Source organism: Pandoraea sp. E26 (assembly GCF_000681415.1).
GTDB classification, from domain to species: domain Bacteria; phylum Pseudomonadota; class Gammaproteobacteria; order Burkholderiales; family Burkholderiaceae; genus Pandoraea; species Pandoraea pnomenusa.
On the sequence record NZ_AYXJ01000019.1, the window covers coordinates 98146 to 120499 of the forward strand.

The window sequence follows — 22354 nt, forward strand, 5'->3', positions numbered from 1 at the left end:
GCGCTCAATCGCCCTTGCGTTTCGCGCCTTTGTCCGTCGCTTTGCCGATGGTCTTGGCGGACCGCTTTGCCGTCCCCTTGTTGATCGCCTTGCTCGCTGCTTTCCTCGCCGCCTTTCCGGGGAGCTTTTCCGCCTTGCGAGCACCGTTGCCGGGCTTCTCGGCCTTCTGGGCTTTTTCGCCTTTCTCGCCCTTCTCGCCTTTCTCGGCCCTCGCGGCCTTGAGCGCGTCTTCCGCCCCGTCCGCCTTTCTGATCTTGTTGCGCGACTTGCCATCGAGCGGGGCCAGGGGATCGCGGATCTGCGGGCAGTCGATCTGAACCAGTTCGCGCCCGGCAGGTACGTCGGCGAGCTTCACGGCCGTGAGTCGCCCGCCCCACACGCAGCCGGTATCCAGACCGAGCACGTTCTCGCGCATCACCAGACCCAGTGCCGACCAGTGACCGAACACCATCGTGACGTCGGAGGTGCGGCGCCCTGGCGCATCGAACCACGGCTTGAGCGCGCCCGTGGCCGCGTCGGCTCCTTCCTTGATCTTGAAGTCGATGCGCCCGTCGGCCGTGCAGAAGCGCATGCGGGTGAGGGCATTGATGGTCAGGCGTTGACGATCCTCGTCGCTCAGCGCGTCGTGCCATTGGTCGGGCTGATTGCCGAACATGCGTGAAAGGAACGTTTTCCAGTCGGGGCCGCGAAGCTGTGTCTCGACGTCGCGGGCCAGCGCGATGACTTGTGCCGCATCCCACTGTGGCAGCACCCCGGCGTGCACCATCAGGTACCCGCGCGCGAAATGCGCCAGCGGCTGACGGCGGACCCAGTCGATGAGGGTGTCGCGGTCGGGGGCGGTGAGAATGTCATCGAGGGTGTCGCTGCCGTGGGCCTGACGCACGCCGGCCGCGACAGCCAGCAGGTGGAGGTCGTGATTGCCGAGCACGGCGGTGGCGCGATCGCCCAGGGCGATGACCTGTCGCAGCGTGTCGAGCGAGCGCGGTCCGCGGTTGACGAGGTCGCCCGCGAGCCAGAGATCGGCGTCTTGCGGCAGGCGAGCGAGCAATTGTTCAAACGACGTTTGGCAACCCTGGAGGTCGCCGATGGCATAGATGTCACGCATCGCGTTGGTGGCGCTGTCTTGTCTCGTTGTCCCGATCAGGGGGCTTCCGTGTGCCGCGGCTGCGCATGTCGGTCGACCCTGCGCGGCGCCCCGTGGTCGTTCATTTTTTGTAGATCAGCCAGCGCGGCGCCTTGAAGCGGACAATGCGCAGATACAGCCAGACGTAAGTCACCATGAAGGCGACACAGCACAAGGCGAGTACCAGACTATGCCGCCAGAAGACCGTCGCCGGGATCACTGCCAGCAAGCATAGCAGCCAAAGGTACGGAGAGGTCAAGGAATTGCGCTGCGTGAGCGCACTGGCCGTTCGCGCGCCCGCGGCCCAGCGCAACAGCCGCTTGTAGACGAGCATGTGCAGGTGCACGCCGTCGGGAATGCCGGGCGAGATACCGCGCACGAAGCGCTTGCGATAGATCGAGAAGCACACCTCGAACGCCGGATAGATGACCATCAGCGCGGGATACCACGGCGACACCTGCGGGTTGCGCATGACCAGCAGCACGGCGATTTCGGCCAGCATGAAACCGAGGAAGTAGGCACCGCCGTCGCCGAGGAAGATCAGTCCGCCGGGAAAATTGAAGATGAAAAAGCCGAGAATGGCGCCGACCATGATCATCGACGTCGTGAGCACGACCGGGTCCTGCACCTGGAACCCGACATAGCCGAGCGAGGCGAACATGATCATCGCGACCATCGCGGCCAGGCCGTTGAAGCCGTCGATGATGTTGACTGCGTTGGCCATGCCGGCCACGCAAAGTACCGTGAGGGGCACCGACACCGCCGCGAACCCCAGCGCGCGGTCCGCCAGGCCGATGTCCACGCGGTTGATGTGGATGTCGAGCATCAGCCAGGCGAGCAGCGCGGCGACCATCGTGCAGAGCAGCCGAACCGTCGGTGTCACCCGTTTGGTCAGGTCTTCGATGAAGCCGGAAAGAAAGGCGGGCAGGCCGCAGGCCACGAGCAGGAGGATGTCGCGGGCCACCTTGGGGTAGGGGAAGCCCAGGGCGGTGGCGGCCACCACCAGTCCGGCCAGAATGCCCACGCCACCGATGCGCGGCACCGGCACCACGTGGAATTTCTGCACGCCCGCGACATCGCTGTCACCCGAAAAACGGGCATGGACGTGCGCGTAGCGAACGATCAACAGCGTCGCGATGAACGACACGACGAGAGCGATGGCGAGACTCAGCATGAGGCGGTGCGGCAGCCGGGATTTGGCTTGCTAAAGATGATTCTGACGGCGTCTTACTTCTTCTTATAAATCATCCATCGAGGCGAACGGAAGCGTACGATCCGTCGATACAGCCAGACATACACGACAATGAAGACAAGACAGCAAACAGCCAGAACCTTAGTGTGGCGCCAGAAAATTGTTGCCGGCAAGACCGCAGAAAGGCAAAGTACCCACAGATACGGCGACGTCATTGAGTTACGCCGTGCCAACTGTGCCGCAACCTTGGATCCGACGGCCCAACGCAGTACCCGCTTGTAAATCAGCATGTGCAGGTGCACGCCGTCAGGCATACTCGGCGAAACGCCTCGAACGAACCTGCGGCGATAAATGGAAAAACAAACTTCAAAAATCGGGTAAATCAACATCAGCGCGGGGTACCACGGCGATACCATCGGATTGCGCATCACCAGCAGGATAGCCAGTTCAGCAAGCATGAATCCAATAAAGTATGCGCCTCCGTCGCCGAGGAAAATCAGGCCGTTTGGGTAATTCAGTATAAAAAAACCGAGCACGGCACCGACCATAATCATGGCCGCCGAAAGCACAATATTGTCGCCCACATGAAATGCGACGTACCCGAGCGAAAGGAACATGAAAATGCTGACCATCGCCGCGAGACCGTTGAAACCGTCGATGATATTGACAGCGTTGGTCATGGCGGCAGTGCAAACCACGGTCAGTGCAACCGATGCCATCGGGAGTGCCAGCAATCGATCAAGCGGCGCGATATCCAATCGATTGATGTGGATGCCGAGTATCCAATATGCCACCAGTGCTGACACCATTGCACAAAGCAATCGCGCTCGCGGAGAAACGCGCTTTGTAATGTCTTCGATAAACCCACCGAGAAATACAGGGCCGGCACTCAGCGCAAGCAACAGAATATCCTCCGTGCGGCCGGGGTAGGCGAGCGTGGCGAAGGTGGCTGCCACAAGCAGCCCAAGCATGATGCCCAGGCCTCCAATGCGAGGCACGGGGTTGGCGTGGACTTTCTGAACCCCTCGGGTGTCGCTGTCGCTGGAAAAATGTGCGTGGACATGGGAGTAACGCACGATGAGCAGCGTAGTGACAAATGAAACCACGAATGCCAATGTCAGGTTCAGCATAATACGGACGCGTTAACCATATTGCCCAGTTATGATAGCGATTGGGGGACTTGCCAAGTTCACTTAACGGTCGATTTGGCGTGTCGAAGTTCCTTGACCGAGTTCGCCAAGTATTCTGAAATATTCGGCAATCACCAATCGCTCGTCGAAATTTTGCGCTACTTTAGCACGCCCCGCTCTGCCTACCGCAGCGAGTTCACACGCTGGCATATTGGCCACCTGTATCATTTGCTTCGTTAGTGCGGCAGTGTTTTGCGCTGGGACGATCCAGCCGGTGGCCCCTTCACTGACGACTTCACGGCAACCGTGAACGTCGGTGGTAATGACTGGGCGCGCCATAGCGCTCGCTTCCAGGAGTGTGCGCGACAACCCTTCCCGATACGACGGCAATACTACGCAGTGCGCTTGTGCGATGTAGGGCCGCACCTCCTGAGTCACTCCCAGATATTCGACAAGCCCCTCTCGCACCCAGGAATCGACCTGACTGCGCGAGATGGCAGTCGGGTTTTCGACGTCGGCCGGCCCCAATAGCTGAAATCTGATGTGCGGCATCTGCGCTCTTATCTGCCGAGCTGCTTCGACGAACTCCAGAACGCCCTTGTCGCGCAGCAATCGCGCAATCAGCAAAAAGCGGAATGTGCCATCCTGCGCAGGCCATGGTGCGCTGGCGAAGTGGTCGAGATCAACACCCTCGCCGGGCAGCAGACGTGCTTTACGTAAATCAACAAGGCCGCCCGCGACCATAGCCTCAAAGTCGGATTCGTTCAACAACCAGTTCTCCCATGTGTGGCGGAATGCATAGCGATACAACATCCGCACGATGTGAGTAATGATCGATTGGTTAATGAAAACGGTGCCCAGTCCTGTGGTTATCGAGACCGATTCGATTCCTGCCCAGTGGGCGGCGATGGCGCCGTAGATATTCGGTTTGATCGTGTAATGGAAGCAGACGGCAGGGCGAATATGTCGGTACAAACGATACATCCGCCACAGGAGTGCCAGGTCCTGCAATGGGTTGCGTCCCTTAGATGCCATTGGCAAAATGTGTACGGTGCAACCCATGTCGCGCAGCAACGGCGCGTAGTCGTCGTAGGGCGCGACCACATGTACTGGATGTCCGTTGCCTAACAGGGCGCGAATCGGTCCGCCACGAAAGTTGTGAATCGACCAGAATGTGTTCGAGCAAAAGAGGACGGGGGCTTGCATAGACGTCAATAATTAGAAGAACGCAGTGTCGCGCAGACGGGCATACACATCCAGCCAGCGTGTCACGACGGCGTCGAGCGAGTAATGGGAGACGATGCGGGCGCGATTCGCCGCGCCGACGGCATGCCGCGCGTCCTGCCCGGCGCGCAGCGTGCGCAGCAGCGCGTCGGCCAGTCGTTGCGCGTCGCCGACGGGCACCAGCGCGTTGCCAGGGGCGTCGTCCGGTGCGCCGCCGATCATTTCGCGCACGCCGCCGCAGTCGGTCGAGACGATTGGCAGACCGCAGGCCATTGCCTCGCCGATCACCAGCGGCAGGCCCTCCCATGCCGACGACATGGCGTACACGTCCGCCGCGCACATCCACCGCGCAACGTCGTCGCGACGGCCGAGCAGCGTAACGGCGTGTGCAAGGCCCAGTGAATCGATGCGCGCCTGCACCGTGCCGCGCATCGGCCCTTCGCCGGCGATGAACAGGCGGGCGTCGGGCATCTCGCGGACCACGCGCGAGAAGGCGTCGATCATCACCGGATAGTCCTTCGCCTCGACCATCCGACCGGCGGCGAACACGACGGGCGCGGCGAGCGCCCCGACACCGGGCATGACAGCCCGGCATTGCTGGCGCGCCAAGGGGTCGGGCCGATAGCGCGCGGTATCGATGCCGTTGGGCATGCTGACGATGCGCCCGGGCGGCGCGGCGCGTTGCGCGACGAACGCGGCCACGGCGTCGTCGCTGACGTTGGTCGTCAGATCCGTCAGCCGGTCGGTAAGCCGGTACGCGAGCATCCAGACACGCCCACCTTCGTTGCGACTGTGCGCGCTCGTCACGAGCACCGGCATCGGCGCGAGCACACGCGTGAGGCGCGCGAGCAGGTTGGCGTGCACCATATGGGCGTGGACGACGTCCGGTCGCCACGCCCGCAGGCGCGACGCGAGCTGGCGCATGGCGCACGCAAGCGACCAGGGTGTCTTGCTCGCCTTCAGTTCGACGAGCGTGAGACGTGGCGACATCGGCAGCGCGATCGTGCACGCGCCGGTCACCGACACGAGCATCACCTCATGCCCGCGAGACAGAAAGCCGCGCGCGAGGTCGGCTACCTGGGTCTCGGCGCCGCCCAGTTGGAGTCCGGTGGTGAGCAGGACGATCTTCATCGTGCTCCGCCCGGCAGGGAACCCGCGTCAGTCCACAACGTCTCCCAGCGCGCGGCGACAGCGTCGGCACGAAACGCCTGGGCATGGACATAGCCCGCCAGACCGAGCCGTCGCCGCAATGCGGGGTCGCCGATCAGGCGCAGCAGCGCGGCCGCCAGCGCGTCGATGTCGCCGTCTTCCACCACGAGGCTGTCGACCTCGTCATGCAGCAGCGCTCGTGGTCCGGCGTCCGCGGCAAAAGCCACGACGGGCACCGCGTAGGCTTTCGTCTCGATCAGCACCAGCCCGAAGCTCTCGCGCCGCGAGGGCAGGCAATACAGGGTCGCCTGCGCATAGTGTCGTGCGATGTCGGCCACGGCGGGCAGCACGTGCACGCTGTCGCCGACGCCCGCGTCGCGGGCTTGTGCGAGCAGCGTTTCGCGCAATGGGCCGTCACCGACGATTCGCACCTGCCAGCCGGGGGCGTGTCGGGAGACGCGCGCCCAGGCGTCGATAAGCCGGTCGAACCCTTTCTCCGGGACCAGACGCCCGACGGCGAGCACGCAGCGTGCATCGTCCTGGGCGGGCGGTGGCGAGTCGGGCATCGGAATGCCGAGCGGATTGGGCAGCGTGACGAATCTGGCGCGCGCATGCGGGTGGTGGGCTTGCCAGGCGTCGCGATCGGTCTCGGTGAGCACCACCACGGCGTCGTAGCGGCGTGCGGCCAGCGCCCGCGCCCAGCGGCGCGCACGGCGACCGAGGTCACTGGCGTAGGTGCTGTGTTCCCACGCGATGCGTTGCATGGGCACGCCGAGCGTTGCGGGCACCGTGTAGAGCGCGAGCATCGGGTCGACGTCGATCATGATCTCGATGGCGTTCGCGCGCACATAGCGCCGAAGCGCCCGCACGATGGACAGGTAGTGGCGCTTGAACGCCACGCGCTCGCCGAACATCGCATGATGCGAAACTTCCGGCGAGAGCGGGAAGACGGGCACGTGTCCCCACAGCGAGACCACATGCACGCGATGTCCGCGCGCCGCAAGCGCGTTGGCGAGCGTGGCCGTGGCACGCTCGGCACCGGCGAAAGCGGCGAGTGTGCCGGTGAACAGGCAGACGGTGCGGGCGTGCGCGGCGTCGCTGGCGGAGGCGAAGGTCGTCATGTCGCTCCCGTCAGTCGCGCTTGAGCAGCCAGATGCCCAGCATCAGCGCAGCCGCATATCCCGCGCCGTAGCCCAGTGCGCCGGCCAGGGCGCCGAGTTGTGGTGCGAGACCACGCACGACGACGAAGGCGACCATGGCGGCGCAGGCCCATTTGGCGATGACCCAGCGCCCGGCGCCGCGCCGCACGAGCACGAGGTTCAGGGCGGCGTCGGCGAACACGAGAATGCCCATGAGCGCCGAAACGCGCAGGATCTCGGCCGACTGCGCGAAGCCCGCGCCGTAGATCAGATGTACGATCCAGGGCGCCAGCAGCGCGACCGGCACGGCCAGGCATGCGCCGGCGCCGACCATCAGCCAGACGGCGCGCACGGTGTTGCGCCGCGCGACGGCGTTGTCGAGCGTCTGGAAGATCAACTGTGGCGCGAGCGAATTCGCGATGATCGGCGCCACGAGCACGAAGTTTTCCGTGACTTGCATGGCGGCGGCGTACGCCCCCAGTTCGGCGAGCGGGATGAGTGGCTTGAGCACCAGTTGATCGATGCGCTTGAACAGGATCATGAGCATCAGGCCGCCCCAGAAGCTCGTGCCGCTCGCCAGCAGGTCGAGCAGCAGCCGGCGTTGCCAGAGCACCGGGGTTTTCGGCGAGTGCTTGAAGTAGTAGCGCACGAGCAGCGCGGCGGCCACGATGGCTTCTACCGCATAGACGACGGCGAACGCGCTCACGCTTGCGTGCGTGACGAACAGGATCGCCACGAGCGCGAGTTTCACCCCCAGCGCACAGAGGTTGGCGCTCACGCTCGGCCGGTTGAAGGTGCGCGCCTGCAGCCAGGCGATCACGATGCCCGACGGCTCGCGAAACCACAGCGCCACGCCCAGCCAGAGCGTCACGGCGACGAGCGACGACTCGGCGAACACGATCACGTAAACGGCCAGCAGGGTGTAGGCGACGGCGGCGGCGGCCAGGCGCAGCACGAACGCGTGGGCGATGATCGTGCGTTGTTCGGCCTCGGGTTTGCCGACCAGGCGAGGCACCACCACTTCGCTACCGCACAGCAGCGTGAGCGACGCGGCGAGGAAGACGAGCGATTGCGCGTACTGAAACAGGCCGAATTGCGCGGCGCCCAGGCTGCGCGCCAGAAGCCCGGAGACCGCGATGCCGCCGGCGATCTGCGCGCCGCGCTCGGTCAGCATCCAGAGGATGTTGCGAATGATGGTCCGATAGGGCATGTGGCGCTCGCGCGGCTCACTCGTTCTCAAAATAAGCAAAACCGGCCTTGCGAGGCCGGTGCTGGAAGACGCCGTGCGACGTCATGTCCCTGTCTAGGTGGCGCGCGGTCGATTGTAGGCGCCCGCCGACAGGGTTTCGGGACATGCCGCGGTGCGGCGAAGTCCCGTATAATTTTAGCGTAATGCAGCCGTTCCCGGCCGGGCTTCCCGCCGGGATTTCCGTTTGCGGCGCAGCCGGCGTTCATGTGGCGCCCTCGCGGCGCTTCGTCGTGGCCATTGTCCGGCGCTGCAGCATGTGACATCGGGCCCGCACCGGGTCGGGGCAGGCATCGGGAGTGCCCCGGTCGTCCCCCCACCCGCCACGGACCCCCATTTCTTTCCCTCGTTTCCGAGAGACCCTATTCCATGACGCAAACCACGCAAGTTTCGCCTGCGATCTTCAAGGCTTACGATATCCGCGGCATCGTCGGCAAGACCCTCGACGCCAACGTCGCGCACCTCATCGGGCGCGCCTTCGGCACGGCCCTGCGTCGCGAAGGCGGCAACGCCGTCGTGGTCGGCCGCGACGGCCGCCTGTCCGGTCCCGAGCTTGTCGGCGCACTGTCGGACGGGCTTCGCGCGGCCGGCGTCGACGTGGTCGATATCGGCGTCGTCGTGACACCGATGGTGTACTTCGCCACCAACGTCACGCTGCACGGGCGCGTCGTCGACTCGGGCATCATGGTCACGGGCAGCCACAATCCGCCCGACTACAACGGTTTCAAGATGGTGCTGCGCGGCCGTGCAATCTATGGCGATGCCATTCAGGGCCTCGCGAAGCTCATCGAGCAGCAGGACTTCGAGACCGGGCAGGGCACTTATACGGCCGACGAAATCGGCGAGTCGTATCGCGCACGCATCGCCAACGACGTGCATCTGGCGCGGCCGATGAAGATCGCCGTGGACTGCGGTAATGGCGTGGCGGGGGCTTACGCGCCGGCGCTGTTTCAGGCGCTGGGTTGCGACGTGATCGAGCTGTTCTGCGACGTCGACGGCACCTTCCCGAATCACCACCCGGACCCGGCGCATCCCGAGAATCTTCAGGATCTGATCAGGACGCTGCAAACGACCGACGCCGAGATCGGCCTCGCGTTCGACGGCGACGGCGATCGCCTGGGCGTGGTCACCAAGGACGGCCAGATCATCTATCCGGATCGCCAACTGATGTTGTTCGCCGAGGAAGTGCTGAGTCGCAACCCGGGCGAGAAGATCATCTACGACGTGAAATGCACGCGCAACCTGGCGGACTGGGTGCGCAAGCACGGCGGCGAGCCGCTCATGTGGAAGACGGGCCACTCGCTGGTCAAGGCCAAGCTCAAGGAGACCGGCGCGCCGCTCGCGGGCGAGATGAGCGGTCACGTGTTCTTCAAGGACCGCTGGTACGGCTTCGACGACGGCCTTTACACGGGCGCGCGCCTGCTCGAGATTCTCTCGAAGTCGGCCGATCCGAGCGCCGTGCTCAACGCGCTGCCGAACTCGATTTCCACGCCTGAGCTGCAGATCCCGCTGGCCGAGGGCGAGAACTTCGCGCTGATCGACAAGCTGCGCGAGACGGCGAAGTTCGACGGTGCGCAGGACGTGATCAAGATCGATGGGGTGCGCGTCGAATACCCCGATGGGTTCGGTCTGGCGCGCTCGTCGAACACCACGCCAGTGGTGGTGCTGCGTTTCGAGGCCGACAGCGACGCGGCGATCCGCCGAATTCAGGAAGACTTCCGCCGCGCCATCCTCGCGGTCAAGCCGGACGCGAAGCTGCCGTTCTGATGCCGTGCGCGCGCACGTGGCGCGCCTTGCGCGATCCGGCAAGGCAGGCGTCGCGGCGCGCCCGGCAACAAACGGTGTCCGGCATGCCGGGTCGGGGTAAAATCGCGGTTTTGCTCACGAGGCCCGGCCGAACCGCCGGGGCGTTCGGTTGCAGGTTCTGATCGTCAAAGTCTCGTCGCTCGGCGACGTCGTCCATAACATGCCCGTGGTGCAGGATATCCTGCGCCGCTGTCCCGACGCCCGGATCGACTGGGTCGTGGAAGAGGGCTTCGTCGACCTCGTCAAACTCGTGCGCGGTGTGCGCCGGGTCATTCCCTTCGCGCTGCGCCGCTGGCGCAAGAAGCCGTTCGCCGCGGCCACCTGGCGGGAAATTGGCGCCTTTCGTCGCGCGTTGCGCGAAACCCCTTACGACTACGTGATCGACACGCAGGGGCTGGTCAAGACCGGCTGGATCGCGCGCACCGCGCGTGGCGCGGTGTGGGGGCTGGGCAATCGCACCGAAGGCGCGAGCTACGAATGGCCGGTGCGCTTTCTCTACCGGCACATGGTGCGCATCGAGCCGCACACGCATGTCGTGACACGCTCGCGCCTGCTTGTTGCCGAAGCCATGGGCTTCCAGATGCCGGCGGAAATCGACTTCGGCATCGCCACGGAGCGTGCGGATCACAGCCAGTGCCCGGACCGGCCGTATGCCGTATTCGTGCATGCCACCTCGCGCGACGACAAGACATGGCCCGAAGCCGACTGGATTGCGCTGGGGCGCGATCTGGCGGCGCAGGGCCTGTTGATCGTGCTGCCGTGGGGGAGTATGGCCGAGCGCGACGTGTCGCAGCGTCTGGCCGCCGCGCTGGGCGAGCACGCGTGGGTGCCGCCCCGAATGAACCTGTCGCAGGTGGTCGGCCTGATCGACCGCGGCGCGATCACCGTGGGTGTGGATACCGGCCTGGTGCATATTGCCGCAGCCCTGAACCGCCCGACCATCGAGCTATACAATTTCAGCACGGCGTGGCGCACCGGAGGATTCTGGTCGCCGCACATCGTCAATCTCGGCGATGCCGAACACAAACCCACGCTCGCCCAGGTGCGCGACGCCGTGCGCGACGCCGTGCGCCAGCTCGCGCCGTCGATGTCGCCGGCCACGGGTGGCGCCGCCGCGCCCAGCGAGGACCGAAGCGCATGAGCCAAATGAACCCACGGAACACAAGCGGGGCCGGCAAGGCCGGCAGCCAGATCGTCACGGTCGAATCGGGCGACTGGCAGGGCGCGCAGCTCTCCGTACCGCGCGAGACGCTGGTCGCCGATGTCGAGGCCGGCAAGGTGCTTTATTTCCCGCATCTGAATTTCGCCATCGATGCGTCCGAGCAGCGATTGCTCGACCCGGCGATCGCCGATCCCAAGCGCAAGAACATCAGTCTCGATCCGAAGTCGGACGTGCTCGTCGGCGTCGCTTCCGATGACGCCACGCAGCGCGCTGTGCATGCACTCGTCAAGCGCTACTACACGCAGGCGTGCAGCCTAATCGACGGCCTGCTGCCGGAGTATCGCGGCAAGCTGCGTGCGGCGCCCACGAGCCTGCGCCTGCATCAGGTGGAGACGCGCCAGACCTCGTGGCGCAAGGACGACAGTCGCCTGCACGTCGACGCCTTTCCATCGCGCCCGAACTACGGCGAGCGCATCCTGCGCGTGTTCACCAACATCAACCCGGCCGGCCAGCCGCGCGTGTGGCGCGTGGGCGAGCCGTTCGAAGACGTGGCCACACGATTCCTGCCCAAGGTGCCCAGGCAATGGCCCGGCTCCGCCTGGTTGCAGAACGCGGTGGGCATCACCAAGCGACCGCGCAGCGGCTACGATCACATCATGTTGCACCTGCACGACGGCATGAAAGCCGACATGGTCTATCAACGCGACGCCGATCAGCAGACGATGCCGTTCCCGCCGGGCAGCGTCTGGATCTGCTTCTCCGACCAGACCTCGCACGCCGTGATGTCGGGACAGTTCATGATGGAGCAGACCTTCTTCCTGCCCGCCGAGGCGATGGTGCACCCCGAGTGCTCGCCGCTGGCGGTCTTGCAACGTCTCACGCATCGAGCGCTGATCTGAATGCTGCTGCGCCTCATCTATCGCGCGCTCTGGTGGGTCGTTGCACCGCTGGCGGTGGTTCGCCTGTGGTGGCGTGGCCGCTTCGAGCCGGGCTATCGTCGTCACATCGGTGAGCGGTTCGGGTACTACGACACGCCGCCCTATACCGGCCGTCCCCTGATCTGGGTGCACGCGGTCTCGGTCGGTGAGACCCGTGCCGCGCAGCCGCTCATCGACGCGCTGCTCGAGCGCTATCCGTCGCACGGCATCCTGCTCACGCACATGACGCCCACCGGGCGAGCCACCGGCGAGAGCCTGTTCGGCGAACGCGTGCAGCGCTGCTACCTGCCGTACGACATGGTCGGGTCGATCCGGCGATTCCTGAAGCACTGGCGCCCGAGCGTCGGTGTGGTGATGGAGACCGAGGTCTGGCCGAACCTGATCTTCACGTGCCGCGAACGCGGTGTGCCGCTGGTGTTGACCAATGCGCGGATGTCGGCGCGTTCGTTCCGGCGCGCCGCGCGCTTCGGCGATGCCGCCAGGCCGGTCTTCGGTGGCTTCAGCCGCGTGTTCGCGCAGAGCGATGCCGACGCCGAGCGTCTGCGCATGCTCGGCGCGAGCGACGTCGATGTGATGGGCAACCTGAAGTTCGACATGACCCCGTCGCCCGCATTGCTCGCGCTCGGCGCGCGCTGGCGTGCGCGCTTCGGCGAGCGCAAGGTGTGGCTCGCGGCCAGCACGCGCGACGGCGAGGAGGCGTTGGTGCTCCAGGCGCGCGCCATGCTCGCGGCAGCCTCCGACGAGGGACGTCGCGCGTTGCTGGTGCTCGTGCCGCGTCATCCGCAGCGCTTCGACGAAGTGGCGGCCATGCTCCAGAAAGTGCGCCTGAACTATGTGCGCCGCAGCGCCTGGCCCGACGGCGATACGCCGCTGCCGGCCGACGTCGACGTAGTGCTCGGCGACTCCATGGGCGAGATGGCGGCCTACTTCTCGGCGGCTGACGTCGCGTTCATCGGCGGCAGCTTGCTGCCGCTGGGTGGTCAGAACCTGATCGAGGCGTGCGCGGCGGGAACACCGGTTGTCTTTGGCCCGCACATGTTCAACTTCACGCAGGCCAGCGAAAACGCGCTGGCGGCGGGTGCGGCGCGCCGGGTAAGCGACGCCGGCGAGCTGGCCGCCACGCTGGCCGACCTGTTGCTCAACGACGACCGGCGCCTGGCCATGCGCACGGCCGCCACGCTGTTCGCCCGGCAGCATCAGGGCGCGACGGCGCGCACCGTCACGGCATTGGGCCGCTGGCTCGATACCGGGCTGGTCGCGCCACAGGACTGAGGGTCTCCCAGCTCCAGGCGGGACGGCGTGCACCGCCGTTGGTGCTTCAGGCGGGCTTCAGGCGGGCTTCAGGCGGGCGTCCGGCCTTGCGGCCGCATGCGGCGAGCCCGGGAGGGCGTGTGGCCCTGGGCTCAGTAGGTCGGCATCGACGGATCGACCTGGAGCGCCCAGGCATCGATGCCGCCAGCCAGATTGAACAGCCGGGTAAAGCCTTGTTGTTCCAGAAACATCGCGGCGCGCGCGCTGCGCATGCCGTGATGGCAGATGCACACGATGGGCGCGTCGGCGTCGAGTTCGTTCAGACGGGAGGGCACATCGCCGAGCGGCACATGCTTGCTGTGGGCGATGCTGCAGGTCTGGACCTCCCAGTCCTCGCGCACGTCGAGGAGCGTGGGTTGGCCGCGATCCCCGTCCGCGAGCCACTGGGCCAATTCCGCCGGAGTGATGTTTTCCATGATGTTCGTTGTCTTATTATTCCGGGCCGGCGCCGTGCGTTGCCGGACGGTGCGCTGGCCCGGTCGCCGGCTTCAGAACTTGAAATGCGACGGTTGCGGTGCGACGAGATAGGGCACCTGCGTCTCGAACAGGTTTTCGCGGCGGTATTCGTTCTCGGACACGCGCGTGATGAGCACGGCTTCCATGACCGGCGCGCTTCCGACGAAGGCGGCGAGACGGCCGCCGACCTTCAACTGGTCGAGGAAGGTTTGCGGCAGGGCGGCCAGACCGCCCGAGATGGCGATCACATCGTACGGGGCGGCGGCGGTCCAGCCTTGTGCGCCGTCGGCGTTGATCACTTCGACGTTCGTCACGCCGTTGGCGCGCAGCGTTTGCTGGGCCGCCTGCGCGAGATTGGCGTCGAACTCCACGCTCGTGACGTGGTGCGCGTTATAAGCGAGCAACGCGGCCATGTAACCCGAGCCGGTGCCGATTTCCAGCACGTTTTCGTTCTTCTTCGGCGCGAGCGCTTGCAGAATGCGGGCTTCCACACGCGGGAACATCATGTGCTGGCTCTTGTTGGCGATGGCGGCGCCCGGCAGCGGCAGCTCGACGTCGGTGAATGCGCTGGCGCGGTACGCGGCCGGCACGAATGCCTCGCGCTTGACGACCTTGAGCAGATTGAGCACGTCCTGGTCGAGCACGTCCCAGGGACGGATCTGCTGCTCGATCATGTTAAAGCGGGCCTGTTCGTAATTCATTTCGATTACCGTGGGTAGTAGGCGAACACAACCCGGCATTTTACCAGTTCCGGGCGGTAGTCACGATGACGCGTGCACTTTTGCCGCACTCGAGGCCAAAGATCGGGACAGACAACCCTCAGGCCGCCCGTTTGGGCGAGATGGGGGAGCGGGGCGAGGTGGCCGGGGAAGCGGACGACGGCGCGACCGGAGCGCTGGCGGCATCGGGCATATCGAGCGTATTCGACGCATCCGACGCATCCGACGCTGCCGCGCGCAATGCCACGCGATTGAGATACGCCGCGCACATCGTCGCCATCTGATCGGCGATCTGGCCGGCCAGCGTCTCGGAGCAGGCGGCGGGCGCCCGGTTCTCCAGAATCGCCTTGATGGGACCGGTCATCGAATTCAGGAAGACGAAGGCCACGGTCTCCGGATCGTCGAAGCTCACGTTGCGCGCCGTCTTCAGCATGCCCACGACCGCGCCGTGCATGCGCGTGGCCGCGTCGGCAAACACCTTGCGTCCGTCGAGATCTTCCGAGAGCCGGTACAGCGCCTGCGCCTCTTCGATGTCCGTCATCTTCGCCCCGACGTACGCCTTCGCGAGCGAGTGCGCCATGACCTCGAGCGGTTCGCCGTGCGAGGCGAGGCAGGTGGACTCGACCGTGCAGACGATCCGGTCGATGTGCCGCCCGAGCACCGCATAGAGCAGCACCTGCTTGTTCTGGAAGTACTGGTACAGCGTGCCGACCGATACCCCCGCGCGCTCGGCCACCCGGGTGGTGGTCAACTGGCGCCCGCCGTCGAGCAGCAAAACCTGAAGCGCTGCTTCGAAAATGGCGTCGATGGTGACCCGCGAGCGCGCCTGTTGCGGCGTTTTACGGGGCGTTGCGGGCCCTCGGGTGTCCGGTTTCATATGCGAATGGAAAAGCTGAAGGATTCTTCATAAACTCGATGCTAACAAATTTGCGCGCGGTCGGGCGCATGACAACAAGGCATACGACGGGAGCAGTCATGAAACGGGACGCCATCGAGAGTATCGACAATGCGGCACGCGAGGACGCCGAGCGCCATCTGGGCCGCGTGGCACTGGTGACCGGTGCCACGCGGGGCATTGGACAGGAAGTCGCGAAAGCCCTTGCCGAGGCCGGCATGACGGTCCTCGTGGGCGCACGCGAGCAGGCAAAGGGCGACGACGTGGTCGAACCGCTGCGCAAGGCGGGATTTCAGGCGGAGGCGCTGGTGATCGATCTGTTGCGTCCGGAAACGCTGCATGCGGCTGCGTACCACATCGGTCGTTATTACGGCCGTCTCGACGTGCTGGTGAACAATGCCGGTGTGACCGATCCGCGCGACGATGTCCCGGAGAAGGCTTCCATCGAGGCCGTCGAGCGGGTGTTCGCGACCAACTTCTTCGGTACGTTGCGCGTCACGCAGGCGATGTTGCCGTGGCTGGCGCGTTCGGAGCGCGCGCGTATCGTGAACGTGTCGAGCGGCTTGGGGTCGCTCGCGCACAATAACGATCCGGCGTGGGAGCATGGCGCATTTCGTCAGATCGGCTTCAACGCGTCGAAGGCGGCGCTGAACATGTTGACGGTGCAGCTCTCGCATACGTTGCGCGAGACGTCGATCACGGTCAATTCGGTCGACCCGGGTGCGCCGGCCGACCTCGCGGTCGACGCCAGCGGCAAGCGTGTGCGGCAGGGCATGGCCGAGGGGGCGCGAAGCGTGCTGATGCTTGCGCTCGGCGAACGCGGTCCGGTCACGGGCGGCTTCTACGGTGGCGAGGGACCGTTGCCGTGGTAAGCGGCGCGTCCGCCGGTCCGCGGTGCCGCCCGCGGTAAAATGCGCGCCTTGAAATCGAAATGCGGCTGACGTCCTGCCGTCGCGTGTCGGGCACCCTGGGTTGCGCGCCGCGCGTCCTCCCGCAAGCGCCTGCCATCCCACGGTCTTTTCATGAACTGTCGCCCACACTGCGCGGCGTGCTGCATCGCGCCCTCCATCTCCACGCCCATTCCCGGCATGCCGAACGGCAAGCCGGCGAACACCCGCTGCGTGCAACTGGACGACGCCGACCGTTGCGCGATCTTCGGCAGTGCGCAGCGCCCGGCGGTCTGCGCCTCGTTGCAGCCGTCGGCCGAAATGTGTGGCCAGGACCGCGAGCAGGCGATCGCATGGCTTGCAAGTCTCGAGGTACTGACCGCGCCCGGCGTGGCGTAAGCCATGCTGCGCGCGCGGGCGCGGCGCCGGCGGAACGCCTGTTGGCGCGACGTTGGGCAGGGCGCCACCCGCGTCACATGCGGGTGATATAGTCGCGCCTATCGAAGATTGGCCGGGCCCTGTCCGGAAGTAGAACGCGACATGCAACGCAGTCTTTCTCTTGAACGACGGAATCGTCAGCAGTGCGAGGCACTGGCCGTGGCCGGGCGCGAGCGGCCGTCGTCGTCATCGCGCCGCCGTTGGCTGTCGCTCACCGGTGCCGCCGTATTTGCCGCCGGGTTGGCGGCATGTGCGGGATTGCCGTTCGGCAACGATTACACCTTCTCCGAAGCGCAACTGCAGCGCGCGCTCGATCGCAAGTTCCCGTTCGATCGCCATGTGCTGGCAGTGCTCGACGTCAACCTCTCGCACCCGCGCCTGACGCTGTTGCCCGAGCGCAACCGTCTGGCCGTGGCGGTCGACGCCACCATCGCGCACCCGCTCGGCGGCGCGCCGTTCACGGGCACGCTGGCCGTCGAAAGCGCGCTGGCCTACGATCCGGCGACGATGTCGGTCGTGCTGCGCGATCCCGAGGTACAGAACTTCACCGTCGACCGATTGCCCGAGCGCTGGTCCCGGCAATTGAACGCCGCCGGCGCACTGATCGCCACGCAGCTGCTGCAAGGCGCGCCCATCTATACGTTCAAGCCCGAACAGCTCAACATTGGCGGGATGCCGCGCCAGCCCGGCGAGATCACGGTCCTCTCGCACGGGGTGAACGTCAGGTTCGATTCACGCTGACGGCGGCGACGTCGCGCTCGGACGCGCCCCCCGACGGTTTCGCTTTTCCACATTCCACATTCACGACTTCTCAGGAACGCATTGCATGGACTTGTTGCTGGCACTCAAAGCCGTCATTCTCGGCGTGGTCGAAGGGTTGACCGAATTTCTGCCGATCTCCTCGACCGGCCACCTGATCCTGGCGGGCAGCCTGCTCAACTTCAACGACGAAAAGGGCAAGGTGTTCGAGATCGTGATTCAGTTCGGCGCGATTCTGGCGGTGTGCTGGGAATTCCGGGCGAAGATCGCACAGGTCGTTGCTGGGCTGGGCAGCGATGCCAAGGCGCGTCGTTTCGCGGTGAATGTGATCGTCGCGTGTTTGCCCGCCATCGTGCTTGGGTTGCTCTTCGGCAAATACATCAAGGCGGTGCTGTTCAACCCGATTGTGGTGGCGACGGCGTTCATCGTGGGCGGCGTGATCATTTTGCTGGTGGAGCGCCACAATCGCAGCAACACCATGGCGGGCAAGTCGCCGCGCGTGACATCGATCGATGATCTCTCGTTCGCCGACGCCCTGAAGGTCGGCTTCGCGCAATGCTTCGCGCTCGTGCCGGGCACGTCGCGCTCGGGCGCCACGATCATCGGTGGCATGATGTTCGGGCTGGAGCGTCGCGTGGCGACCGAGTTCTCGTTCTTCCTCGCTATCCCGATCCTCTTCGGCGCGACGGTGTACGAACTCTACAAGGCGCGCTCGATCCTGTCGGTGGACGATGTCAGCCTGTTCGGCGTGGGTTTCATCGCTGCGTTCGTCAGCGCGTTCATCTGCGTGCGCTGGCTGTTGCGCTACATTGCATCGCACGACTTCACGGCGTTCGCGTGGTACCGCATCGCGTTCGGGATCGTGGTGCTCGCCACCGGCTACAGCGGACTGGTCGTCTGGGCGGACTGAAACCGTCGGACCTCCGTATGAAAAAAGGGCACCGCGAGGTGCCCTTTTTCGTTGGATGCCTGGTTGACTGTCGCCGCGTTAGTGCGTTTGATCCGCGTCCGACTCGCCGCTTATCCGCGTTTGCGGAACACGAGATCCCATACGCCGTGGCCGAGGCGCAGGCCGCGGTTTTCGAATTTCGTCACGGGCCGATAGTCGGGGCGCGGCGCGTAGTCGGTTGCCGTGTTCTCGAGCGTGGCTTCGCCGCCCAGCACTTCGAGCATCTGCTCCGCGTATTCCTGCCAGTCCGTCGCGCAATGCAGATATCCGCCCGGCTTCAGGCGCGAGGCGAGCAGCGCCACGAACGGCGGTTGCAGCAGGCGGCGCTTGTGGTGGCGCTTCTTGTGCCACGGGTCGGGGAAGAACACGTGCACGCCATCGAGCGAGCCCTCTGGGAGCATGTGCTGCACGACCTCGACCGCGTCGTGCTGGATGATGCGCACGTTCGACAGCGGCGTCTCGCCGATCAGCTTGAGCAGTGCGCCCACACCTGGCTCGTGCACTTCCACGCCGAGGAAGTCGTCCGCCGGACGCAGCTTCGCAATATGTGCGGTGCCGTCGCCCATGCCGAAACCAATCTCCAGAATTCTCGGTGCACCGGTGCGTTCGAAGGCGTTCGGCCAATCGAGCGGGGCGGGTGCGTACGGCAACACGAACTTCGGGCCGAGTGCGTCGAAGGCGCGCTTCTGCGCTTCCGAACTGCGACCCGCGCGGCGCACGAAGCTGCGAATACGGCGCGGATGGGCTACGCCGTCGGGACCGACATAAGTCTCGCCGTCACCTTGGGCGTTAGGTTGCGACGTATCGATCTCGTCGTCGTCGTGGGCCGATTGCGCGTCGTCAGCCGGCGGGTGTCCGTGGTTCGTCATGGAAGCAAAAAGCCGTCTGGACGACGGCTTGTCGAGGAATGCTGCGGCGGGCGACCCCTTAGGCGCGGTGGCCTGAGTCGGTGCCCAACACGATGATTTTCAAAGGATTTTCCCGGGCCGTGGCGTCGGGGACGGGCTCGATTATCCACCGGAACCCCCTTGACTGGCAAGCCGATGCCCGGCTCAGCCGGGGCGCACGACCCGCGTGTCCTCCGGGGCGACCGGCTCGCCGCGCGCCGTGCTCGGCCGCAGCTCGGCCAGTGGCTCGCCGGTGCGCGTGTCGATGAGCGTCGAATGCGCCTCGCCTCGCGCGAACCGGTACTTCTCGCCCCATTGCCGCAGCGCCACGATCAGCGTGAAGAGTTCGCGGCCTTGCGCCGTCAGCACATATTCCTGGTATGCCGTGCCGTCCGAGGCGGGCTGGACCGACAGAATGCCGGCGTCGACCAGCGCGCGCAAACGCGTCGTGAGCATGCTGCGCGCCACCCCGAGGCTGCGCAGAAAGTCTCCGAAGCGGCGCACGCCGTCGAAGGCATCGCGCACGATGAGCAGGCTCCAGCGGTCGCCGATGATGTCGACGGTGCGGGCCACGGGGCAGGTGCCGGGCGACGGGGAAGTGGGTGTTCGAGGCATGAGCGATAGCGGTGAACCGGTGGCAAGCGTTGGCCGATGGCGCGAACGTTGGACCAATATAGGTTTCATTTTAAGACTGGTTTGGCTATCATCCAACAAGTCTTAATTTGAAACCGGATTGGGAGCTTTCATGTCATCGTGCCGAATGACGCAACCCGACGGGCATCCGCACGCCGCCGCTGCGCGAATGCCGCGCGCGCTGGTGGGGACTTTCGCCGGCGCGGCGGGGTTGAGCGTCGCAAACGTCTACTATGCGCAGCCACTGCTGGATACGCTCGCCGACGATTTCGGCATTTCGCGCGGTGTGGCCGGGAGTGTCGTTACCGCGACGCAGGTGGGGTGTGCGCTGGCGCTGCTCTTTCTGGTGCCGCTGGGCGATCAGTGGGAGCGGCGCCGCCTGATGCTCGTGCAGGTCGCGTTGCTGGCCGTGAGTCTCTTGGGGGTTTCGATGGCAACGTCCGCAGCCGGCCTGTTGTTGGGCATGGCGGCCGTTGGCCTGCTGGGCACGGCCATGACGCAGGGACTGATTGCCTTCGCATCGAGCGTGGCGGGCGAGCATGAACGGGGTCGCGTCGTCGGCGCCACGCAAGGGGGCGTGGTGGTCGGGCTGTTGCTTGCGCGGGTTATGTCGGGGGCCGTCGCCGATCTGGCGGGATGGCGGGGCGTCTACCTGGCATCCACCGCGGCGATGCTGGTGCTAGGCATCGTCTTGTGGCGAGTCTTGCCGCAGCAGGCGGTCGCGGACGAGTCGGGTGACCCGAAGGATTCGCCCTCGGCAAGACAGTCCTATGGCGTGTTACTCCTGTCGATGTTCGAGCTGTTGCGCCGCGAGCGCACGCTCCAGATTCGCGGGGCGATCGCGTTGCTGATGTTCATGGCGTTCAGCGTCTTCTGGAGCGCGCTGGTGCTGCCGCTGTCGGCCGCCCCATTTCACTTCTCGCACACGGCCGTCGGGGCCTTCGGCCTCGTGGGCGCGGCCGGTGCGATCGCGGCAGCCCGCGCGGGGGCGTGGGCCGACCGTGGATGGGCGCAGCGCACGACGGGCCTCTCGCTGGCGTTGCTCACGCTCGCCTGGCTGCCGCTGGCGGGATTGCACGCGTCGCTCGCGTGGCTCGTGCTCGGGGTGTTGCTCCTCGATCTGGCCGGGCAGGCGATTCACGTGACCAACCAGAGCCTCATCTTCGCCGCGCGCACGGACGCGCCGAGCCGCCTCGTCGGTGTCTACATGCTGTTCTATGCGACGGGAAGCGGCCTGGGCGCATTGGGGGCAACGGCCACGTATGCATCGTTCGGCTGGTCGGGCGTGTGCCTGCTGGGCGCCGGGGTCAGTCTTGCAGCGCTGGTGTTTTGGGCGGCAACGCTGCAATTCATGCCCGATGCCGCCGCGTCGGCGTCGCCGTCAGCGCGGCTTGGCGCGTGACGGTTTGGCCGGCTTGGCGGGTGTCTGCGCGCGGGCCGTGGCCTTGGTGCCGAAAACGCCGGTCGTCTCCATGTCTTCGAGCCACGAGAGGGCGTCGGCATGGCGCAGGAAGTGGCGCAGATAATCGGGTGAGACATCGTGCATGAGCGACAGCGCACGATGCACCAGATGGCTGGAGTTGAGGGGGCCGGCGTTTTCGGGCACTTGCGCGAGCGACTGTCGCAGGTTGCCGTCCGTGCTCAGCTTCGACCATGTTTCGCGGAAGTATTCGAGCACGTCGAGATCCTCGAACGCGTCGTCCGTGGCGATGACGGTTGGCGTGATGGTCGCCGGCGCCGTACGCTGCACCGCAGCCTCTGCGCCGCGCGCATCGCGCTTGCCGGTGGCGGGTTGAGCCGACGCAGGAGGTACCGCGGGCGAAACGTCAGGCGCAGCACGTGAGGCGGGCGCCGATGCCGACCGACCGTTGGCGTCGAAGCGTCGCGCGATGTCCGCCGTCAGCGCGCGGAGCGTCGAAGCGGCTGGCGCGCCCGGTGCGGCGCTATGTGAGGGCGCCGGTTCGGCGGCGTTCGCGACGTCCTCGTCATCTGCATCCGACACCGACCCGGCAAAGGCGTCGACGAGTGCTGCGATCCTGGCGTCGAGCACACGTTGCACGCTGGCATCGCAGGCGCGACGGCGACGCGCGAGCGCTTCGATCCGATGGAAGCGCACGGGATCGCGCTTGTCGGCGCCCTGCGCGCGCCACGCGGCCAGTTGCGCCTCGATGTCGCGGGCCTGCGGTGCGGCGCCGGTCTGCACTTCGCCGTCGGCGGTGCCTCGCCCGACGCCCATCCCGCTAGCGTCGCGCTCGTCGGGCGCGGGGAATGTGTCGTCGCCGGAACTCGTCACGATGGTCTCGTCGCTCAT

General features: G+C 65.7%; 22 protein-coding genes. 9 read left to right on the forward strand and 13 right to left on the reverse strand.

What is annotated here, in order from left to right; all coding sequences use genetic code 11:
• Positions 1-4: 4 nt before the first annotated feature.
• From W930_RS27405 to W930_RS0114115, 7 genes are all read right to left on the reverse strand, one after another.
• Complete coding sequence (locus tag W930_RS27405) at positions 5-1105, reverse strand: symmetrical bis(5'-nucleosyl)-tetraphosphatase (RefSeq protein WP_023872290.1); 1101 nt, start codon at positions 1103-1105, stop codon at positions 5-7.
• A 100-nt stretch (positions 1106-1205) separates the two neighbouring features.
• Positions 1206-2297 (reverse strand): glycosyltransferase, encoded by a 1092-nt coding sequence (locus W930_RS0114090; protein ID WP_023594279.1) that lies wholly within the window; start codon positions 2295-2297, stop codon positions 1206-1208.
• A 53-nt stretch (positions 2298-2350) separates the two neighbouring features.
• Entirely contained in the window at positions 2351-3445 is a 1095-nt protein-coding gene (locus W930_RS0114095) for a glycosyltransferase (RefSeq protein WP_023872289.1), read from the reverse strand.
• 63 nt (positions 3446-3508) lie between these two features.
• The gene (locus W930_RS0114100; RefSeq protein ID WP_028731052.1) at positions 3509-4651 is read right to left on the reverse strand and encodes a glycosyltransferase family 4 protein; all 1143 of its coding nucleotides are present in this window, start codon (positions 4649-4651) and stop codon (positions 3509-3511) included.
• A 12-nt stretch (positions 4652-4663) separates the two neighbouring features.
• Entirely contained in the window at positions 4664-5800 is a 1137-nt protein-coding gene (locus W930_RS0114105) for a glycosyltransferase (protein ID WP_023872287.1), read from the reverse strand.
• Positions 5797-6939, reverse strand: a complete 1143-nt coding sequence (locus W930_RS0114110; RefSeq protein WP_023872286.1) for a glycosyltransferase — start codon at positions 6937-6939, stop codon at positions 5797-5799. The genes W930_RS0114105 and W930_RS0114110 overlap by 4 nt, the downstream gene beginning before the upstream one ends.
• A gap of 10 nt (positions 6940-6949) precedes the next feature.
• Positions 6950-8167, reverse strand: coding sequence for an oligosaccharide flippase family protein (locus W930_RS0114115; RefSeq protein WP_024788626.1), 1218 nt, complete (start codon positions 8165-8167; stop codon positions 6950-6952).
• A gap of 405 nt (positions 8168-8572) precedes the next feature.
• Between W930_RS0114115 and W930_RS0114120 the strand changes: the two genes are divergently transcribed.
• The 4 genes from W930_RS0114120 (at position 8573) to waaA (ending at position 13381) form a co-directional block, all read left to right on the forward strand.
• Positions 8573-9970 (forward strand): phosphomannomutase/phosphoglucomutase, encoded by a 1398-nt coding sequence (locus W930_RS0114120; protein ID WP_023594284.1) that lies wholly within the window; start codon positions 8573-8575, stop codon positions 9968-9970.
• Positions 9971-10169: 199 nt separating this feature from the next.
• Complete coding sequence (gene waaC / locus W930_RS27410; protein WP_235195543.1) at positions 10170-11150, forward strand: lipopolysaccharide heptosyltransferase I; 981 nt, start codon at positions 10170-10172, stop codon at positions 11148-11150.
• 5 nt (positions 11151-11155) lie between these two features.
• The gene (locus W930_RS0114130) at positions 11156-12070 is read left to right on the forward strand and encodes a Kdo hydroxylase family protein (protein ID WP_023872283.1); all 915 of its coding nucleotides are present in this window, start codon (positions 11156-11158) and stop codon (positions 12068-12070) included.
• Positions 12071-12073: 3 nt separating this feature from the next.
• Positions 12074-13381, forward strand: coding sequence for a lipid IV(A) 3-deoxy-D-manno-octulosonic acid transferase (gene waaA / locus W930_RS27415; RefSeq protein ID WP_023872281.1), 1308 nt, complete (start codon positions 12074-12076; stop codon positions 13379-13381).
• A gap of 131 nt (positions 13382-13512) precedes the next feature.
• Here the strand turns inward: waaA and W930_RS0114140 are convergent, their stop codons facing one another.
• From W930_RS0114140 to W930_RS27420, 3 genes are all read right to left on the reverse strand, one after another.
• Complete coding sequence (locus tag W930_RS0114140; RefSeq protein WP_023594288.1) at positions 13513-13836, reverse strand: rhodanese-like domain-containing protein; 324 nt, start codon at positions 13834-13836, stop codon at positions 13513-13515.
• Positions 13837-13908: 72 nt separating this feature from the next.
• Positions 13909-14577 (reverse strand): protein-L-isoaspartate O-methyltransferase, encoded by a 669-nt coding sequence (locus tag W930_RS0114145; RefSeq protein WP_023594289.1) that lies wholly within the window; start codon positions 14575-14577, stop codon positions 13909-13911.
• Between the two features lie 118 nt (positions 14578-14695).
• On the reverse strand, positions 14696-15472 hold the full coding sequence (locus W930_RS27420; protein WP_023594290.1) for a TetR/AcrR family transcriptional regulator: 777 nt from the start codon (positions 15470-15472) through the stop codon (positions 14696-14698).
• 98 nt (positions 15473-15570) lie between these two features.
• On the opposite strand from W930_RS27420, the gene W930_RS0114155 reads away from it, so the two are divergent.
• The 4 genes from W930_RS0114155 (at position 15571) to W930_RS0114170 (ending at position 18484) form a co-directional block, all read left to right on the forward strand.
• Complete coding sequence (locus tag W930_RS0114155) at positions 15571-16362, forward strand: SDR family NAD(P)-dependent oxidoreductase (RefSeq protein WP_024788627.1); 792 nt, start codon at positions 15571-15573, stop codon at positions 16360-16362.
• Positions 16363-16512: 150 nt separating this feature from the next.
• On the forward strand, positions 16513-16776 hold the full coding sequence (locus W930_RS0114160) for a YkgJ family cysteine cluster protein (RefSeq protein WP_023594292.1): 264 nt from the start codon (positions 16513-16515) through the stop codon (positions 16774-16776).
• 141 nt (positions 16777-16917) lie between these two features.
• Complete coding sequence (locus W930_RS0114165) at positions 16918-17556, forward strand: DUF1439 domain-containing protein (protein WP_080685187.1); 639 nt, start codon at positions 16918-16920, stop codon at positions 17554-17556.
• Positions 17557-17641: 85 nt separating this feature from the next.
• A complete protein-coding gene (locus W930_RS0114170; RefSeq protein ID WP_023872278.1) occupies positions 17642-18484 on the forward strand; it encodes an undecaprenyl-diphosphate phosphatase in 843 nt (280 codons plus the stop codon).
• 110 nt (positions 18485-18594) lie between these two features.
• Here W930_RS0114170 and trmB read toward each other — a convergent pair whose 3' ends face one another.
• Complete coding sequence (gene trmB / locus W930_RS27425; RefSeq protein WP_024788628.1) at positions 18595-19392, reverse strand: tRNA (guanosine(46)-N7)-methyltransferase TrmB; 798 nt, start codon at positions 19390-19392, stop codon at positions 18595-18597.
• Positions 19393-19575: 183 nt separating this feature from the next.
• Positions 19576-20025, reverse strand: a complete 450-nt coding sequence (locus W930_RS0114180) for a helix-turn-helix domain-containing protein (RefSeq protein ID WP_023872277.1) — start codon at positions 20023-20025, stop codon at positions 19576-19578.
• A gap of 130 nt (positions 20026-20155) precedes the next feature.
• Between W930_RS0114180 and W930_RS0114185 the strand changes: the two genes are divergently transcribed.
• Positions 20156-21445, forward strand: a complete 1290-nt coding sequence (locus W930_RS0114185) for an MFS transporter (protein ID WP_036641937.1) — start codon at positions 20156-20158, stop codon at positions 21443-21445.
• Here W930_RS0114185 and W930_RS27430 read toward each other — a convergent pair.
• The gene (locus W930_RS27430; RefSeq protein WP_024788629.1) at positions 21425-22354 is read right to left on the reverse strand and encodes a DUF2894 domain-containing protein; all 930 of its coding nucleotides are present in this window, start codon (positions 22352-22354) and stop codon (positions 21425-21427) included. The two genes, W930_RS0114185 and W930_RS27430, sit on opposite strands and share 21 nt — an antisense overlap.

Excerpts from the sequence above, each read along its gene's own strand:
- W930_RS27405 (WP_023872290.1), bottom strand. The coding sequence starts at position 1,105 with ATGCGTGACATCTATGCCATCGGCGACCTCCAGGGTTGCCAAACGTCG.
- W930_RS0114090 (WP_023594279.1), bottom strand. The coding sequence starts at position 2,297 with ATGCTGAGTCTCGCCATCGCTCTCGTCGTGTCGTTCATCGCGACGCTG.
- W930_RS0114095 (WP_023872289.1), bottom strand. The coding sequence starts at position 3,445 with ATGCTGAACCTGACATTGGCATTCGTGGTTTCATTTGTCACTACGCTG.
- W930_RS0114100 (WP_028731052.1), bottom strand. The coding sequence starts at position 4,651 with ATGCAAGCCCCCGTCCTCTTTTGCTCGAACACATTCTGGTCGATTCAC.
- W930_RS0114105 (WP_023872287.1), bottom strand. The coding sequence starts at position 5,800 with ATGAAGATCGTCCTGCTCACCACCGGACTCCAACTGGGCGGCGCCGAG.
- W930_RS0114110 (WP_023872286.1), bottom strand. The coding sequence starts at position 6,939 with ATGACGACCTTCGCCTCCGCCAGCGACGCCGCGCACGCCCGCACCGTC.
- W930_RS0114115 (WP_024788626.1), bottom strand. The coding sequence starts at position 8,167 with ATGCCCTATCGGACCATCATTCGCAACATCCTCTGGATGCTGACCGAG.
- W930_RS0114120 (WP_023594284.1), top strand. The coding sequence starts at position 8,573 with ATGACGCAAACCACGCAAGTTTCGCCTGCGATCTTCAAGGCTTACGAT.
- waaC (WP_235195543.1), top strand. The coding sequence starts at position 10,170 with ATGCCCGTGGTGCAGGATATCCTGCGCCGCTGTCCCGACGCCCGGATC.
- W930_RS0114130 (WP_023872283.1), top strand. The coding sequence starts at position 11,156 with ATGAACCCACGGAACACAAGCGGGGCCGGCAAGGCCGGCAGCCAGATC.
- W930_RS0114140 (WP_023594288.1), bottom strand. The coding sequence starts at position 13,836 with ATGGAAAACATCACTCCGGCGGAATTGGCCCAGTGGCTCGCGGACGGG.
- W930_RS0114145 (WP_023594289.1), bottom strand. The coding sequence starts at position 14,577 with ATGAATTACGAACAGGCCCGCTTTAACATGATCGAGCAGCAGATCCGT.
- W930_RS27420 (WP_023594290.1), bottom strand. The coding sequence starts at position 15,472 with ATGAAACCGGACACCCGAGGGCCCGCAACGCCCCGTAAAACGCCGCAA.
- W930_RS0114155 (WP_024788627.1), top strand. The coding sequence starts at position 15,571 with ATGAAACGGGACGCCATCGAGAGTATCGACAATGCGGCACGCGAGGAC.
- W930_RS0114160 (WP_023594292.1), top strand. The coding sequence starts at position 16,513 with ATGAACTGTCGCCCACACTGCGCGGCGTGCTGCATCGCGCCCTCCATC.
- W930_RS0114165 (WP_080685187.1), top strand. The coding sequence starts at position 16,918 with ATGCAACGCAGTCTTTCTCTTGAACGACGGAATCGTCAGCAGTGCGAG.
- W930_RS0114170 (WP_023872278.1), top strand. The coding sequence starts at position 17,642 with ATGGACTTGTTGCTGGCACTCAAAGCCGTCATTCTCGGCGTGGTCGAA.
- trmB (WP_024788628.1), bottom strand. The coding sequence starts at position 19,392 with ATGACGAACCACGGACACCCGCCGGCTGACGACGCGCAATCGGCCCAC.
- W930_RS0114180 (WP_023872277.1), bottom strand. The coding sequence starts at position 20,025 with ATGCCTCGAACACCCACTTCCCCGTCGCCCGGCACCTGCCCCGTGGCC.
- W930_RS0114185 (WP_036641937.1), top strand. The coding sequence starts at position 20,156 with ATGTCATCGTGCCGAATGACGCAACCCGACGGGCATCCGCACGCCGCC.
- W930_RS27430 (WP_024788629.1), bottom strand. The coding sequence starts at position 22,354 with ATGAGCGACGAGACCATCGTGACGAGTTCCGGCGACGACACATTCCCC.